We start from the raw sequence: 14,043 nt of genomic DNA, 5'->3' as shown, positions 1-14,043 counted from the left end.
CGCCCCATCATGACCGAGCGGTTGCCGGCGGTCTTGGATATTTGTGCCGCACCCGCGCGGCGATGGGAACATGGCTGGGCAACAGAATCCGCTGTTCGGCGTACTGCGTCGGCGTCATGCCGGTGAAAGACCGGCGCCATTTGCACAACGCCACACCAGTTACTAGGATGTCCTAGTAAACCCACTGCTCCTTTTCTATGTCCGAGGACAGCCATGACCACGCAGATTCCGCATTTCATCGACGGACGCCGCAGCAACCTCTCATCGACCCGGACCGCCGACGTGCTCAACCCCAGCACGGGCGAGGTGCAGGCACAGGTCCTGCTGGCATCCGCCGCCGACGTCGACGCCGCGGTCAACGCCGCGAAGGAGGCGCAGAAAGGGTGGGCGGCGTTCAACCCGCAGCGCCGGGCCCGGGTGATGATGAAGTTCGTCGAACTCGTCAACGCCAACCTGGAAGAATTAGCTGAACTCCTCTCGCTGGAACACGGAAAGACCGTCCCCGACTCCAAGGGCGACATCCAACGCGGCATCGAGGTCATCGAGTTCGCCATCGGCATTCCGCACCTGCTCAAGGGCGAGTTCACCGAGGGCGCCGGCACGGGCATTGACGTCTATTCCATCCGCCAACCGCTCGGTGTGGTCGCAGGCATCACGCCATTCAACTTCCCGGCGATGATCCCACTGTGGAAAGCGGGCCCCGCGCTGGCATGCGGAAACGCCTTCATTCTCAAGCCTTCTGAGCGCGACCCGTCGGTGCCACTGCGGCTGGCCGAGCTGTTTCTCGAGGCCGGCCTGCCCCCGGGGGTGTTCCAGGTGGTCCAAGGCGACAAGGAAGCCGTCGACGCCATCCTGCACCACCCCGACATCCAGGCCGTTGGTTTCGTCGGCAGCTCGGACATCGCGCAGTACATCTACGAGACCGCAGCGGCCAACGGCAAGCGGTCGCAATGTTTCGGTGGGGCCAAGAACCACATGATCGTGCTGCCCGACGCGGACCTGGACCAGGCCGTCGACGCGCTGATCGGTGCGGGTTACGGCAGCGCCGGCGAGCGGTGCATGGCGATCAGTGTCGCGGTGCCCGTCGGCGAAGAAACAGCGCGACGGCTTCGTCACAGGCTTGTTGAGCGGATCAACCAGTTGCGCGTCGGGCACAGCCTGGACCCGAAGGCCGACTACGGTCCGTTGGTCACCGAGGCCGCACTCAAGCGGGTGCGCGACTACATCGGCCAGGGCGTGGAGGCGGGCGCCGACCTGGTGGTCGACGGCCGTGAGCGCACCGCCGATGAGCTGACCTTCGATGAAACCAGCCTGGAGAACGGCTTCTTCATCGGGCCCACACTGTTCGACCACGTCACCACGGACATGTCGATCTACACCGACGAGATCTTCGGCCCGGTGCTGTGCATCGTCCGTGCCGAAAACTACGAAGAGGCAGTCGCGCTTCCTTCCGAACACGAATACGGCAACGGTGTCGCGATTTTCACCCGCGACGGCGACGCTGCCCGCGACTTCGTCTCCCGCGTGCAGGTGGGCATGGTCGGCGTCAACGTGCCGATCCCGGTGCCGGTGGCCTACCACAGTTTCGGCGGCTGGAAGCGGTCCGGCTTCGGCGACCTCAACCAGCACGGACCCGCGTCGATCCAGTTCTACACCAAGGTCAAGACGGTGACGCAGCGGTGGCCGTCGGGCATCAAAGACGGTGCCGAATTCGTCCTTCCGACCATGAAGTAGCTTGTCGATGCAACTTTTTGGTCTGGACGACGAGGAACGGGTCATCACCGAGACGGCGGCCGCGTTCGCCGACAAACGCCTCGCTCCGTACGCGCTGGAATGGGATGCCACGCATCACTTCCCGGTCGACGAGCTGCGTGAAGCGGCCCAGCTCGGCATGGCGGCGATCTATTGTCGCGACGACGTGGGTGGCAGCGCGCTACGGCGGCTGGACGGGGTGCGGATCTTCGAGCAACTGGCCATGGCCGACCCGACGACCGCGGCGTTTTTATCCATCCACAATATGTGCGCCTGGATGATCGACGCCTTCGGCACGTCCGAGCAACGCAAGGACTGGGTGCCGCGGCTGGCTTCGATGGAGGTGATCGCCAGCTACTGCCTGACCGAACCGGGCGCCGGCTCGGACGCCGGCGCGCTGAGCACCCGCGCGGTCAAGCAGGACGGTGACTACGTGCTCGACGGTGTCAAGCAGTTCATCTCCGGGGCCGGCGCATCGGACCTGTACGTGGTGATGGCGAGAACCGGTGGCTCGGAAAAGCCCGGTCCACGGGGTATATCGGCGTTCATCGTCGAAAAAGGCAGCGCGGGACTGAGTTTCGGTGCCCATGAAGAGAAGATGGGCTGGAATGCACAGCCGACGGCGCAAGTGGTGCTCGACGGGGTGCGGGTGCCGGCCGACGCGATGCTCGGCGGGGTGGACGGCGAGGGTGGCGGGTTCGGTATCGCGATGAACGGCCTCAACGGTGGCCGGCTCAACATCGCGGCCTGCTCGCTGGGCGGAGCGCAGGCCGCCTACGACAAAGCCGCAACCTATGTCGCGCATCGCGAAGCGTTCGGGGCACCCCTGCTCGACGAACCCACCGTCCGGTTCACCCTGGCCGATATGGCCACCGCCCTGGAATCCTCGCGAATGTTGTTGTGGCGGGCGGCGGCCGCGCTGGACAGCGACGCCGACGACAAAGTCGCGCTGTGCGCGATGGCCAAACGCTATGTCACCGACACGTGTTTCGAGGTTGCGGACCAAGCTCTGCAGTTGCACGGCGGCTATGGCTATCTTCGGGAGTACGGTCTGGAGAAGATCGTGCGCGATCTGCGGGTGCACCGCATCCTGGAGGGAACCAACGAAATCATGCGGGTGGTCATCGGCCGAGCCGAGGCTGCCCGGGTGCGCGCCAGCGCCTAGGAGGGCCAGAAGTTGTCTACGGTCGCATTTTTGGGGTTGGGCCACATGGGCGGCCCCATGTCGAAGAACCTGGTCGATGCCGGCCATACCGTGCGGGGCTTCGACCCGGTGCCCGCGGCCGCCCAAGCCGCCGCCGGTCATGGCGTCGCGGTGTCCGACAGCGGACCGGCCGCCGCCGCCGAGGCGGACGTCGTCATCACGATGCTGCCGCACGGCGATGCGGTCAAACGCTGCTACGCCGAGCTCCTGCCTGCCGCACGGCAAGACGCGCTGTTCATCGACAGCTCAACCATTTCCGTTGACGATGCGCGAGAAGTCCACGCGTTGGCGGCTACGTACGGCGTGGGCCAGCTCGACGCGCCGGTCTCCGGTGGGGTCAACGGCGCTGTCGCCGGCACGCTGGCGTTCATGGTCGGCGGCGAATCGGAAGTAGTGCGCCGCGCGCATCCGATCCTGGAACCCATGGCGGGCAAGATCATTCACTGCGGCGCGGCCGGCGCAGGCCAAGCCGCCAAGGTGTGCAACAACATGGTGCTGGCGGTGCATCAGATCGCGATCGGCGAGGCGTTCGTGCTGGCCGAAAAGCTCGGGTTGTCGGCGCAATCGCTGTTCGACGTCATCACCGGCGCGACCGGAAACTGCTGGGCGGTGCACACCAACTGCCCGGTGCCGGGCCCGGTGCCGTCGTCGCCGGCCAACAACGACTTCAAAGCTGGCTTCGCCGCCGCGCTGATGAACAAGGATCTAGGTCTGGCGATGGATGCGGTCAACTCCACCGGTTCGGCCGCCCCATTGGGTAGCCACGCCGCCGATATCTACGCCAAATTCGCAGCGGCCAACGGCGACAAGGACTTCAGCGCAATCATCGAAACGCTGCGCCGCGCTTAGACCGGTTGCCGAATCCACCAGCGCCGGTGCGCTTGTTGACAACTGCCCGCCGAGAGCAGCTGGGGACCGTCGTAGCCGACGTGAGTGTCCACCACCACCGCAGGCAAACCCGCAGCAGCCGACGCGCGCACACCACGGCCCGAGCCCGCGATGGCCAGTGCACTGCGAGACGTTATTCCCATCTCCCACAACGCCAGCCGGTACAACTCGCCGCCGCGGGCAAGCCCGGTGTCAGGTTCGGGCAAGTCATCGATGGTCACGATCGTCTCCACGAGCCCGTCACCGACCACTTGTCGCACCAGGGTTTCCACCTGGTCCCGTGGCCGGCGACTCACGACGCTCACCCAGATACCCGCGACGAACAGACTCATCACCGAATCAATGAGGCCGGTCCTGGGGCCGTCGTGTTCGACATCTGGAAGCGCGGAGTCGGCATCGAAGATCACCGCGCGCAGAACATCCGCTTCCGTCCGTGACTCACGGTCCCACCAGAAACTCCGGGCTGGACAAGTCTGACCCTTGGCTCGCACGCCCACAGGGTGCCCGAATCGCCGCCGGCGAGCCTCCCCCATTCGGGGGATTGTCGTGACCAATTGCGTACCGACCCTATCCGGGTTCGCTGCGCAGGCCTGGGCCTTTAGGGTGTTGCCATGGCGGTACGTCTGGTGCTCGTCGATGACCACGAGATGGTCATCGAGGGACTCAAGGCGATGCTGGCCGCGTTCAAGGACCGGGTTCAGGTGGTCGGCCAGGCGGTGGGCGTCGAACGCGCCATCGAGGTCGTCGCCGATCTGCGACCCGACGTCGTGCTGTGCGATGTGCGCATGCAGGGCTCCAGCGGACTGGACCTGTGCAAGATGCTGCGCGAGCACGACCCCGACCGCAAGGTCGTGATGCTGTCGGTCTACGACGACGAGCAGTACCTGTTTCAGGCGCTGCGAGTGGGCGCCAGCGGATATCTGTTGAAAAGCATCAACAGTGACGAGTTGGTGCGGCAGCTGGAATTGGCGCATCAGGGCGACACCGTGATCGACCCGGGCATGGCGGCACGTGCGGCCGACACCGCGGCCCGCATGCAGCGTGACGAATTCTGGCCGGGCGCCCGGCAGGGGCTGACCCAACGCGAAAGCGAAATTCTGTCGTGCATGGTCAACGGGCTGTCCAACCGCGGGATCGCCAAGAAGCTGGTGATCGGCGAGGAGACGGTCAAAAGTCACCTGCGCGCCATATACCGCAAACTCGGGGTCAACGACCGCACCGGCGCGGTGGCCACCGCGTTGCGCGAGGGCATATACCAATGACCACACCGCAACCCGATAACACGGCTCGCAATTCGAATGCCGTCCGCGATCTCGTCGACACCGATCGCGAACTGGCGCTGCTGCGCGAGCTCATCCAGGCTGCCTCGAGCGGGCCCGGTGTGGAGCCACTGGCCGCCGCGGCAGCACGGATGATCACCGCGGCCACCGGAACCGATGTGTGTTTCGTGCACGTGCTCGACGACACCGACCGCTCGCTCACCCTCGCCGGTGCGACGCCGCCGTTCGACGGACAGGTAGGAAAGATACGCCTGCCGTTGGGATCCGGGATCTCCGGCTGGGTCGCCCGTCACCGTGAGGCAGTCGTCATCACCCACGACAAAGAAGCCGACCCCCGTTACCTGCCGATCGAGTCGCTGCGCGGACGCGATTTCACCTCGATGGTGTCGATGCCGATGGAAACCGATCCTGGCGGGCTGGTCGGCGTGCTCAACGTGCACACGGTCGCGCGCCGCGAATTCACCGACGGCGACGTCGAACTCCTGCGAGTCATCGGCCGGCTGATCGCCGGCGCAATGCACCAGGCGCGGTTACACCGGCAGCTGGTGGCCCGCGAGCGCGCCCACGAACTGTTCGTCGAGCAGGTGATCGAGGCCCAGGAGATCGAACGTCGCCGCGTCGCCGGCGATATCCACGACGGCATCTCGCAGCGCCTAATCACGCTGTCCTACCGGCTGGACGCGGCAGCGCGGGCCGTCGCCGTGGATCCGACCGAAGCATCCAGCCAACTCGCCGAGGCCCGCGAACTGGTCGGCTTGACGCTGGGCGAGGCGCGGGCGGCGATCGGCGGACTGCGCCCACCGGTGCTCGACGATCTGGGCCTAGCCGGCGGCCTGGCCAGCCTCGCCCGGTCGATCCCGCACTTGGGCGTGGAGCTCGAACTGGCCGATGTCCGACTGCCCGAGCACATCGAGATCGCGCTGTACCGGATTGCGCAAGAAGGTCTGCAAAACATCGTCAAGCACGCCAACGCCTCGATGGCACGCCTGCGCTTCGCGCTCGACGACGACACCGCTCGACTGGAAATCGTTGACAACGGAATAGGTTTCGACACTTTCGAGAACCCGCTGGGCAGCGATGAGATGGGCGGCTACGGGGTGCTGTCGATGGCCGAGCGTGCCGAGCTGGTCGGCGGGCGGCTGAACATTCGATCGCGGCCCGGCTCCGGGACCACGGTCACCGCGACGATTCCGGTGCCGTCGATGATCGACTAATAGCGCGAGCAGACGCAGAATCGCATTGCGCGGGCCTTCCGCGTGCGATTCTGCGACTGCTCGCGCTTAGAAGTCCCCGGCGTTGTGGCGCAATGTCTCGATCGACGACGCCAGCGCCTGCGACTCACCGTCGGACATCCCGATATCGCTGAACACCTGCTCGTTGAGCGTGACGGTGGCGTCCTCGACGGTCGAGCGGCCAAGGTCGGTGATCTGCACCAGCGTGGTTCGGCCGTCGGTCGGGTGTGGCACCCGTTGCACCAGCTTGTTCGCCTCCAGTCGGCGAATGGCGTGCGTGACGCTGGTGACGTGCACCTGAAGCCGGTCGGAGGCCTTGGTGATCGGCAGCGCGCCGCTTCGGCTGAACGCCAGCAAGCGCAGCAACTCGAACCGGGAAAAGCTCAAATCGTATGGGCGTAAGGCATTTTCAACGCGAGCAAGCAAAATCTGGTGGGCCCGCATCACCGAGGTCACCGCGACCATCCCCTCGGCGACATCGCCCCACCCGGCCCGTTCCCAATTGACCCGCGCGACAGCGATCGGATCGCGGTTGTCGGATTTGGCGCGGTCATTGGATGGGGCCACGCCCTTTCATACCGCAATCAGCCCGGCGATGCGGGCGTCCGCAGCACTACGCCAGCGACTTTTCCACCGCGGACAGCACCGCCAGCGTGGACGGCAGATCACCGACGGTGATTCGCGCGCCACCGTCCGGGTAACAGCGGGCCTGCAGGCCGACCTCGGCGAAGACCTCGCTCCAGGGCCGGCGCGCCATCGGCAGGTAGACGAAGTTGGCCTGGGAGTCCATGGTGTAGACACCCATCGCCATCAGGCGCAGACGCAAATGATTGCGCTCGGCGACGATCCGGCGGATGCGTTGCGCAAGCTGAGTTTCGGCGTCGTACGAGGCAGCGACCGCGGCCACGCTGAGGTTGCTCATGCCGAACGGCAACTGCATGGTCCACAACATGCCGGTCAACTCGGGTGCGGCGAACCCGTAGCCGATGCGCAACCCGGCAAGTCCGTAGGCTTTGGAGAAGGTGCGCAGTACAACAACATTCGGGAAGCGGCTAACCAGGTCGGGCCCGTCGATACGGTATCGGGAGGCGACAAACTCGATGTACGCCTCGTCGAGCAACACGATGGTGTCACTGGGGATCTGCCGCAAGAACCATTCAACAGACCGGGCCGGCTCCAATGTACCGGTCGGATTGTGCGGTCGGCACAACACCACCACGCGAGCGTCCGCCGCGGCCTCGGCCATTGCCGCCAAGTCCTGATAGCCGTACTTGTCGAGCGGGACGGTGACCGGGGTCAGCCCGGCCATCTGGGCGAAGATGGGGTAGCCGTCGAAAGTTGGTGTACTCAGCACGATCCGGTCACCGGGCCGGGTGATTGCATGCAGTACCTGCATCGCGACTCCCGATGCCCCCGATCCGAGCACGACTTGGTCGTCCTGCAGCCCCACCCGGTCGGCGATCATCCGGCGCAGCTGCCCGGGCAGAAACTCCGGATAACGATTGACCACGTCGAGGCATTGGGCGAGAGCCGAGCGCACCGCGGGCAGCGGCGGAAACGGGCTTTCGTTGAGCGACAAAGCCAGTGGGTCAACCGCCTGCGGGAGGGTGGAAAGGATCTCGGCGGTCACCGAGGTCCCGAGCGCGGGCTCGGCCATCAGTTGCGCCCTCCCCAGCGCACCGCTGCCGCCCCGGCGAAGTCACCGGCGTGCGCGAACGCGGCCATCATGATCATGTCGCCGGCCTCGACCCTGCCCTCGGAGATGGCACGATCCAGGTTGACCGGGATCCCGGCTCCGAACAGGTTGCCGCAATCGTCGAAGGTATCGAGGTGTCTGGATTCGGACACCTCCAAGGCTTCCCGCCAATTGCGCAGAAAGATCCGGTTGGGCTGGTTAGTGACAAGCAGATCAATGTCTTTGGAGTTCAGCCCGATTCGGTCACATACCGCCAACGCCACCTCGGGAACCTGACGATTGCCGCGCGCCAGCACCTTGGCGATCTTGGTCTCGGTGAAACCGATGCAGGCCTCCCCGGAGCCGGGCTGCCACCATTTGCGGGGCTGGTCCATGGCAATCGTCATATCTCCGGCGTATTCGCCGTAGGTACGACATTCGACGTCGAGGATGGGCGACTGGTCGGACAGCGTGACCAGTCCGACCGCGGCGCCGTCGCCGGGGATTGCGGACTGCGCTTTGCGGCGCACCCTGGGCTGGTCGAAGACCTGACCAGCCGCATTCTGCGCGACGGCGATCAGCGCGGTGTGCCCGTCGCCCGATGCCAGCAGTCGACGGGCCACGTTGAGCGCCAACACGAACGCCGCGCATCCGCCGTTGTGTAGATCCAGCACCCAGGGCGGCCGCATGCCCAACCGGTGAGCGATACCACCGCCGGCGCCGTAGAACGGCATGTCCGGCATCTGGGTGTGGGTGATCAAGACGTCGACATTTTCGATGACATCGCGTCCGTGCCGCTCGATCAGTCCTTGCGCTGCGCGTTCGACCATGTCGATCGCGGTCTCGTCAGGCCCGACGTGATGGCGGAACTTGGGCGCACGGAACATGACGCTGTCACGTAGCTCATCGGATCCGGCGAACTGCGCGTAGTAGTCCGCACCGATCGGCTCGCCGGGCAGATAGCTGGCAACGTCGATGAGACTGACGTTGGCCTGATCAAAAGGATGGCTCATGGCAGTCTCATCTCATCCATGCCGGGGTGATCGGCAGACTGTGGCGATGGCGGTATTCGGCGATGCTCTTGAGGTTGTTCAGCTCCAGCGCGTGACCAGGACCGAACAAGTCCCAGAAGTCGCCGACCCAGCCGGTACGCTCCTGCGGGGCGGTCTCAGGATAGGGGTTCTGTTCATAGAACGGATGACGGCAATTCGTCCACAGCACAACAGAACCCGGCTTGTCCAGCACCACCCGTGCGTCGAGGACACGCATCAGGTAGATCATCCACAGATGCCTGCCCTGGTCCCATGCGCAGTGATAGTCGACGGTGCGCGCTTGCGAGTTGACAACGGTACGGGTGTAGATCGTGGTGTTGGGCAACAAGCGGTCGTAGGCCAGCCAGAGTCCCGGTTCGTCGGACGGAGTAAAGCCACGCAGGGTGTAGGTCCACTCCTCCAGGCTTCGGGTGTCCGACAGATACTCGAACAATTCGTCAGGCGGGCAGTCCACGTAGTCGTTGACCGTGCAGTACTGCCCGAACACGTCGCTGTGCGGATATGACGAGCGCATCTGCGAGAAGAAGGTTCCGGCCGTCTCCTCCAGTGGCGTGGTCTCGATGCGGACCACGCCGTCGATCGGCTCGGCGGTGCCGGTGTGGGTGGCGATATCGTCAAGCGCTGGCAGCGACATGTGTGCGTTCCTCCTGTGTGAATGGAATATGTTGGTTGGCAGGGCGATTGGTTGATACAGCTTCGAGGAAGGGACCAAAGGGCGGAATTTCATCGGCGGCACATTCGACGCTGATCACCGACGGGCCATCGACATTCAGCGATGCACGCACTGCGGAGGCCAATCCCTTTGCATCGCAGACGTCGACCGATGACAGCTTGGGGAACATGGCGGCCAGGCCTGCCCCGAGGTGACTGGGCGAGAACCGGTTGTAGCTGTAGAAGTCGTTGTAGTAGAGCTGCTCTCGGGTCACGCACATGGCGTGGGCGTTGTTGTTGAGCAGCACGAAGGTCATCGGAAGCCGGTAATGCACCGCGGTGTGCACCTCCATGCCGTGCATGAAGAATGCGCCGTCGCCCGCGATCACCACCACTCGGCGGCCTCGAGTCTTTCTGCGGGCGAATGCCATTCCAATGCCGGCGCCGAAGCTGTAGCCCATGCCGCCCATCCCCAGGGCGACCGCGAACCGGCCCCTGCGCCGCACCGGCAGGTAGTGAATGGCCGCCGCGCCGGTGTTGCCGGCATCGACCACGATGTCCACTCCGGCCGGCAGCACGTGGTCCAGCTCGGCCATCGCATCGCGATAGCGCACGCCCTGGCCGTCGAACGCCGGCGGGCTGAGCTCGGTATGCCCGATCACGTCGGGCACCCGCACGCCGGTGGGCCGGCCCGCGCCGATGAGTGCGTCGGTCAGCATCCGCAACGATGCTCGCAGGTCGTCGGTGTGGACGTGGGTGCAGGCAAGGTAGGGCGGCGCCGATCCGATGGAGATCGTCGGCACGGCGGCCAGCGCGTCATCGAGACCAGAGCGTGCGGTCACCGATAGCCGGGTGCCCACCACCAGGCACAGCCCGCTGCCGGCCACCGCCTCGGCCACACCGGGGTGGCCCATGACACCGGTGACTCCCAACCACGACGACGCACCGAAACCCGGAGTTCCCGCGACGTCCTTCGCGTCCGGCACGCAGGCCACCCGTGCGCGCAGTAACCCGCGAAGCTCGGCGAGTTCGGCGCGCGCGCCGTCGCGGGCCACTTGCTCGCCGGCGATGATCGTGACCGGCCCGGTCACCTGACGCAGCGCGCGCACGATCGGCTGTGGATCACCCACCGCGCGTTGCCGGGCGACATCCGGCAAATATCCGTGATCGAGGGTGGACTGCTGAACGTCTTTGGGCAGCAGGAGCACTGCCGGGCCGCCGGTGTGCGCAGCGGCAATCGCCTCCGGTAACGCCGTCGCAATGTCGGCGGCACTGCGCACCCGCCTGCAGAACACCGATGTTTGCGCGAACAGCGCCTCGGCATTCAGTGAGCCGTTGCGCCCGCTGGTGTCCTGAAAGCTCCCCCGGCCATCCATTGCGGTCGCCGGTTGGCCAATCAGTGCCAACACTGGTATTCGACTGGTAAACGATTCACCAAGGGCAGGAACAAGATTCAACGCACCCCCACCGGAGGTCGCAGCGACCACGCCCAGTCCGGCGCCGCTGCGGCTGTATCCATCGGCCATCGTCCCGGCGGAAAACTCATGCTTGGCCAGCACGGCGGTGATGTCCGGCCGGAAATAGGCTGCGTCGTAAAGGTCCTCGATGTTGGCGCCGTCGACGCCGAAGATGTATTCGACTCCGGTCCTGGCGAGATGCTCGACGATGTGGTCGACCACCCGGTGCTTCTTCGACATACCAAAGACACGACACCGAGGCCGATCGGGTTCAACAGGATTTGCCAATGAACCACAGTGCGTCGCCCAGCGTGTTATGGGCGGGACCATCTACAGGGAGTTGTGCAACTCGTGTTCAATGACCGCCGGAGCAGACCTGACGTGGTTGTGGTCGGAGCCGGGCCTGCCGGTTTGGCCGTCGCACGCGAACTCGAACACCGCCACCGGATTTCAGCGCTGGTCGTCGAGAAGGCTGCCGCTCCGGCAATCTCGTGGCGCAATCGCTACGACAACTTCCGGCTGAACACCAACGGCTATCTGTCGCACCTTCCCGGACAACGAATTCCGCTGAGCGCCGGGCGTTGGCCGACCAAGGACGACATGGTCGGATATTTCGACCGCTACGTTCGGCGGCAGAACATCACCCTCGCGGTGGGCTGTGAGGTCAATCACATCGACCGCGCCACCGGGGGCTGGCGGGTGGACACCACGCAAGGTGACATCCGAACGCCCGCGGTCGTGCTGGCCACCGGCCGGTATCGCACGCCCGCCGTCCCGCCATGGCCCGGACTCGACCAATTCACCGGGGAGCTGGTGCATTCCGCCGACTTCCGCAACGCCTCGCCGTTCCGCGGCCGCGACGTCCTCGTTGTCGGAGCGGGTAATTCGGCGGCGGACATCGCCGTACAGCTGGCCGGCAACGGCGCCCGCAAGGTCTGGCTGGCGGTGCGCACACCGCCACATCTGGTGCGCCGTGCCATCGGGCCGATCCCGTCGGACGTCTTCCTCGAGTTGTTCGCACGGATCCCGGCGCGCCTGGTCGATCCGGTCATTGCGCGGCTCAATCGTCTGCTGCTGGGCGACCTGTCGATTTACGGCTTCGGTCGGCCGCCGCTCGGGCTGAAGGCGACCGTGGAACAACGGGGCCGAATCCCCACGCTGGCCGACGAGCTCGTCAGTGTGGTGCGGGCGGGCCGGATAGACGTGGTGGCCGCGGTCGCGGCCCTCGAGCCCGACCGGGTGATCCTGGCCGACGGCACCAGTATCACCCCCGAGGTGATCATCGCCGCCACCGGCTTCGACACCGATCTGGGCGGTCTCGTCGGCCATCTCGGTGTGCTCGACGAGCACGGCGAGCCGCACGGCGGTTTCGCATCGGACCTGGGTGACGGGATGTTCGCGATCGGTTACGGCATTCCACCCAACGGCCCGCTGCGCGCGATCCGGCTGGCAGCGACACCGCTGGCCGGTCAGATCGCGCACTACCTGGCGGCCACAACAAAGGGGAATCAATGGCGCTACTCACCGCAAAGCGGTTCTTCCACCGCGGTGTAGCCGGATACGAGCCGGCGCGCCGCGAGACGGTGTGGAACAGCATTGTCCCGCAGCGCTTTCCAGACGTCATCGTACAAGCGTGCGACACCGACGACGTCATCACCGCGATCCGCTACGCCCGCGCCCAGGGCTACCAAGTCGGCGTCCGCTCGGGCGGACACAGTTGGAACGCCAGTCATCTTCGCGACGGCGGAGTGCTGCTGGACGTGAGCCGCCTCGATCACTGCCGGATCGACACCGACGCGATGATCGCCCGGGTCGGGCCGGGCGTGGTCGCCAGCGTCTTCGCGACCGACCTCGACGCACAGGGCCTCTTCTTCCCGGCGGGCCACTGCGAAGGCATTCGCCTCGGCGGGTATCTGCTGCAGGGTGGATACGGCTGGAACAGCAAGGTCGTCGGGCCGGCATGCGAAAGCGTGCTCGGACTGGAGGTCGTGACCGCCGACGGCGACAAGCTCTACTGCGACCCGCAGCATCACCCCGACCTGTACTGGGCCGCCCGCGGCAGCGGGCCCGGATTCTTCGGCGTGGTCACATCATTCACGCTGCGATTGCACCGGCGCCCGGCCGTCTTGGGCACTTGTCTGTACCTGTACCCGATCGAGGTCGCCGACGAGGTATTCAGCTGGGGCCGCTCGATCAGCGGCGAAATCGACGATCGGGTTGAACTGCAAGTCCTCACCTCGCGCAACGCTCCGGAGGTCGGGCCCGACGAGCCGACCATCGCTATCGCATCACCGGTGTTCGCCGATTCCGACGATGAGGCCGCGAAAGCTCTTGCGATCCTTGGCACCTGCCCGGTGATCGACCGGGCAACCGCGAACCTGCCGTATATGCCGACGAACCTGGCCAACTGGTATGCGGCAGTCATGGCGAAATACCCTCAGGGCCACCGGTACATCGTCGACAACATGTTCACCTGCGCCTCTGCCGACGAACTGCTGCCGGGAATCCGCACGATCATCGAGACGTTGCCGCCGCACCCATCGCACTTCGTCTTCGCCGGCTGGAAGCCGTCGGCGGATCGCACCGAGATGGTCTATGGCGTGGAAGACGAGATCTATCTGGGCCTCTACACCGCTTGGCACGATGCCGCCGACGACGAACGCTACGGCGACTGGGCCCCGTCCAACATGGCGGCGATGTCGCATCTGGCGACCGGCATTTCGCTGGCCGACGAGAATCTCGCCCGACGTCCCGCGGAGTTCATCACCGAACCGAACATGGCGCGCCTGGATCAGGTGCGCACCGCCTACGACCCGGACGGCATGTTTCACAGCTGGATGGCGCGATATTAA

13 protein-coding genes are annotated in these 14,043 nt (G+C 65.5%); 7 read left to right on the top strand and 6 right to left on the bottom strand.

Going from position 1 to position 14,043, the window contains the following annotated elements; all coding sequences use genetic code 11:
* Positions 1 to 213: 213 nt before the first annotated feature.
* From VGG53_RS14410 to mmsB, 3 genes are read left to right on the top strand one after another with little or no spacing between them, the layout of a single operon-like run.
* Positions 214 to 1,734 (top strand): CoA-acylating methylmalonate-semialdehyde dehydrogenase, encoded by a 1,521-nt coding sequence (locus VGG53_RS14410; RefSeq protein ID WP_331518738.1) that lies wholly within the window; start codon positions 214 to 216, stop codon positions 1,732 to 1,734.
* 7 nt (positions 1,735 to 1,741) lie between these two features.
* Positions 1,742 to 2,917: an acyl-CoA dehydrogenase family protein gene (locus VGG53_RS14405; protein WP_331518737.1), complete on the top strand. Its 1,176-nt coding sequence runs from the start codon at positions 1,742 to 1,744 to the stop codon at positions 2,915 to 2,917.
* A gap of 12 nt (positions 2,918 to 2,929) precedes the next feature.
* A complete protein-coding gene (gene mmsB / locus VGG53_RS14400) occupies positions 2,930 to 3,805 on the top strand; it encodes a 3-hydroxyisobutyrate dehydrogenase (RefSeq protein WP_331518736.1) in 876 nt (291 codons plus the stop codon).
* On the opposite strand, the gene VGG53_RS14395 is transcribed toward mmsB, so the two are convergent.
* Positions 3,802 to 4,335 (bottom strand): haloacid dehalogenase, encoded by a 534-nt coding sequence (locus VGG53_RS14395; protein WP_331518735.1) that lies wholly within the window; start codon positions 4,333 to 4,335, stop codon positions 3,802 to 3,804. The two genes, mmsB and VGG53_RS14395, sit on opposite strands and share 4 nt — an antisense overlap.
* A gap of 120 nt (positions 4,336 to 4,455) precedes the next feature.
* Between VGG53_RS14395 and VGG53_RS14390 the strand changes: the two genes are divergently transcribed.
* Positions 4,456 to 5,106, top strand: a complete 651-nt coding sequence (locus tag VGG53_RS14390; RefSeq protein ID WP_331518734.1) for a response regulator transcription factor — start codon at positions 4,456 to 4,458, stop codon at positions 5,104 to 5,106.
* Positions 5,103 to 6,338: a GAF domain-containing sensor histidine kinase gene (locus tag VGG53_RS14385; protein WP_331518733.1), complete on the top strand. Its 1,236-nt coding sequence runs from the start codon at positions 5,103 to 5,105 to the stop codon at positions 6,336 to 6,338. The genes VGG53_RS14390 and VGG53_RS14385 overlap by 4 nt, the downstream gene beginning before the upstream one ends.
* Before the next feature lie 66 nt (positions 6,339 to 6,404).
* Here VGG53_RS14385 and VGG53_RS14380 read toward each other — a convergent pair whose 3' ends face one another.
* The 5 genes from VGG53_RS14380 to VGG53_RS14360 are packed head-to-tail and all read right to left on the bottom strand — an operon-like array spanning position 6,405 to position 11,431.
* Positions 6,405 to 6,923, bottom strand: a complete 519-nt coding sequence (locus tag VGG53_RS14380) for a MarR family transcriptional regulator (protein ID WP_331518732.1) — start codon at positions 6,921 to 6,923, stop codon at positions 6,405 to 6,407.
* A 46-nt stretch (positions 6,924 to 6,969) separates the two neighbouring features.
* Positions 6,970 to 8,013 (bottom strand): aminotransferase class I/II-fold pyridoxal phosphate-dependent enzyme, encoded by a 1,044-nt coding sequence (locus VGG53_RS14375; protein ID WP_331518731.1) that lies wholly within the window; start codon positions 8,011 to 8,013, stop codon positions 6,970 to 6,972.
* Complete coding sequence (locus tag VGG53_RS14370) at positions 8,013 to 9,044, bottom strand: 3-oxoacyl-ACP synthase III family protein (RefSeq protein ID WP_331518730.1); 1,032 nt, start codon at positions 9,042 to 9,044, stop codon at positions 8,013 to 8,015. The genes VGG53_RS14375 and VGG53_RS14370 overlap by 1 nt, the downstream gene beginning before the upstream one ends.
* Before the next feature lie 7 nt (positions 9,045 to 9,051).
* Positions 9,052 to 9,717, bottom strand: coding sequence for an SRPBCC family protein (locus VGG53_RS14365; protein WP_331518729.1), 666 nt, complete (start codon positions 9,715 to 9,717; stop codon positions 9,052 to 9,054).
* Positions 9,698 to 11,431: a thiamine pyrophosphate-binding protein gene (locus tag VGG53_RS14360; RefSeq protein WP_331518728.1), complete on the bottom strand. Its 1,734-nt coding sequence runs from the start codon at positions 11,429 to 11,431 to the stop codon at positions 9,698 to 9,700. Before VGG53_RS14360 ends, VGG53_RS14365 begins: the two co-directional genes overlap by 20 nt.
* Before the next feature lie 141 nt (positions 11,432 to 11,572).
* On the opposite strand from VGG53_RS14360, the gene VGG53_RS14355 reads away from it, so the two are divergent.
* On the top strand, positions 11,573 to 12,745 hold the full coding sequence (locus tag VGG53_RS14355) for an NAD(P)/FAD-dependent oxidoreductase (protein ID WP_331518727.1): 1,173 nt from the start codon (positions 11,573 to 11,575) through the stop codon (positions 12,743 to 12,745).
* Positions 12,703 to 14,043: an FAD-binding oxidoreductase gene (locus VGG53_RS14350; protein ID WP_331518726.1), complete on the top strand. Its 1,341-nt coding sequence runs from the start codon at positions 12,703 to 12,705 to the stop codon at positions 14,041 to 14,043. The genes VGG53_RS14355 and VGG53_RS14350 overlap by 43 nt, the downstream gene beginning before the upstream one ends.

Origin of the sequence: Mycobacterium sp. (assembly GCF_036490025.1) — a bacterium.
Classification (GTDB): domain Bacteria; phylum Actinomycetota; class Actinomycetes; order Mycobacteriales; family Mycobacteriaceae; genus Mycobacterium.
The sequence above is the reverse complement of the archived record's forward strand: the minus strand, read 5'-3'. Positions and strand labels throughout refer to the sequence as shown.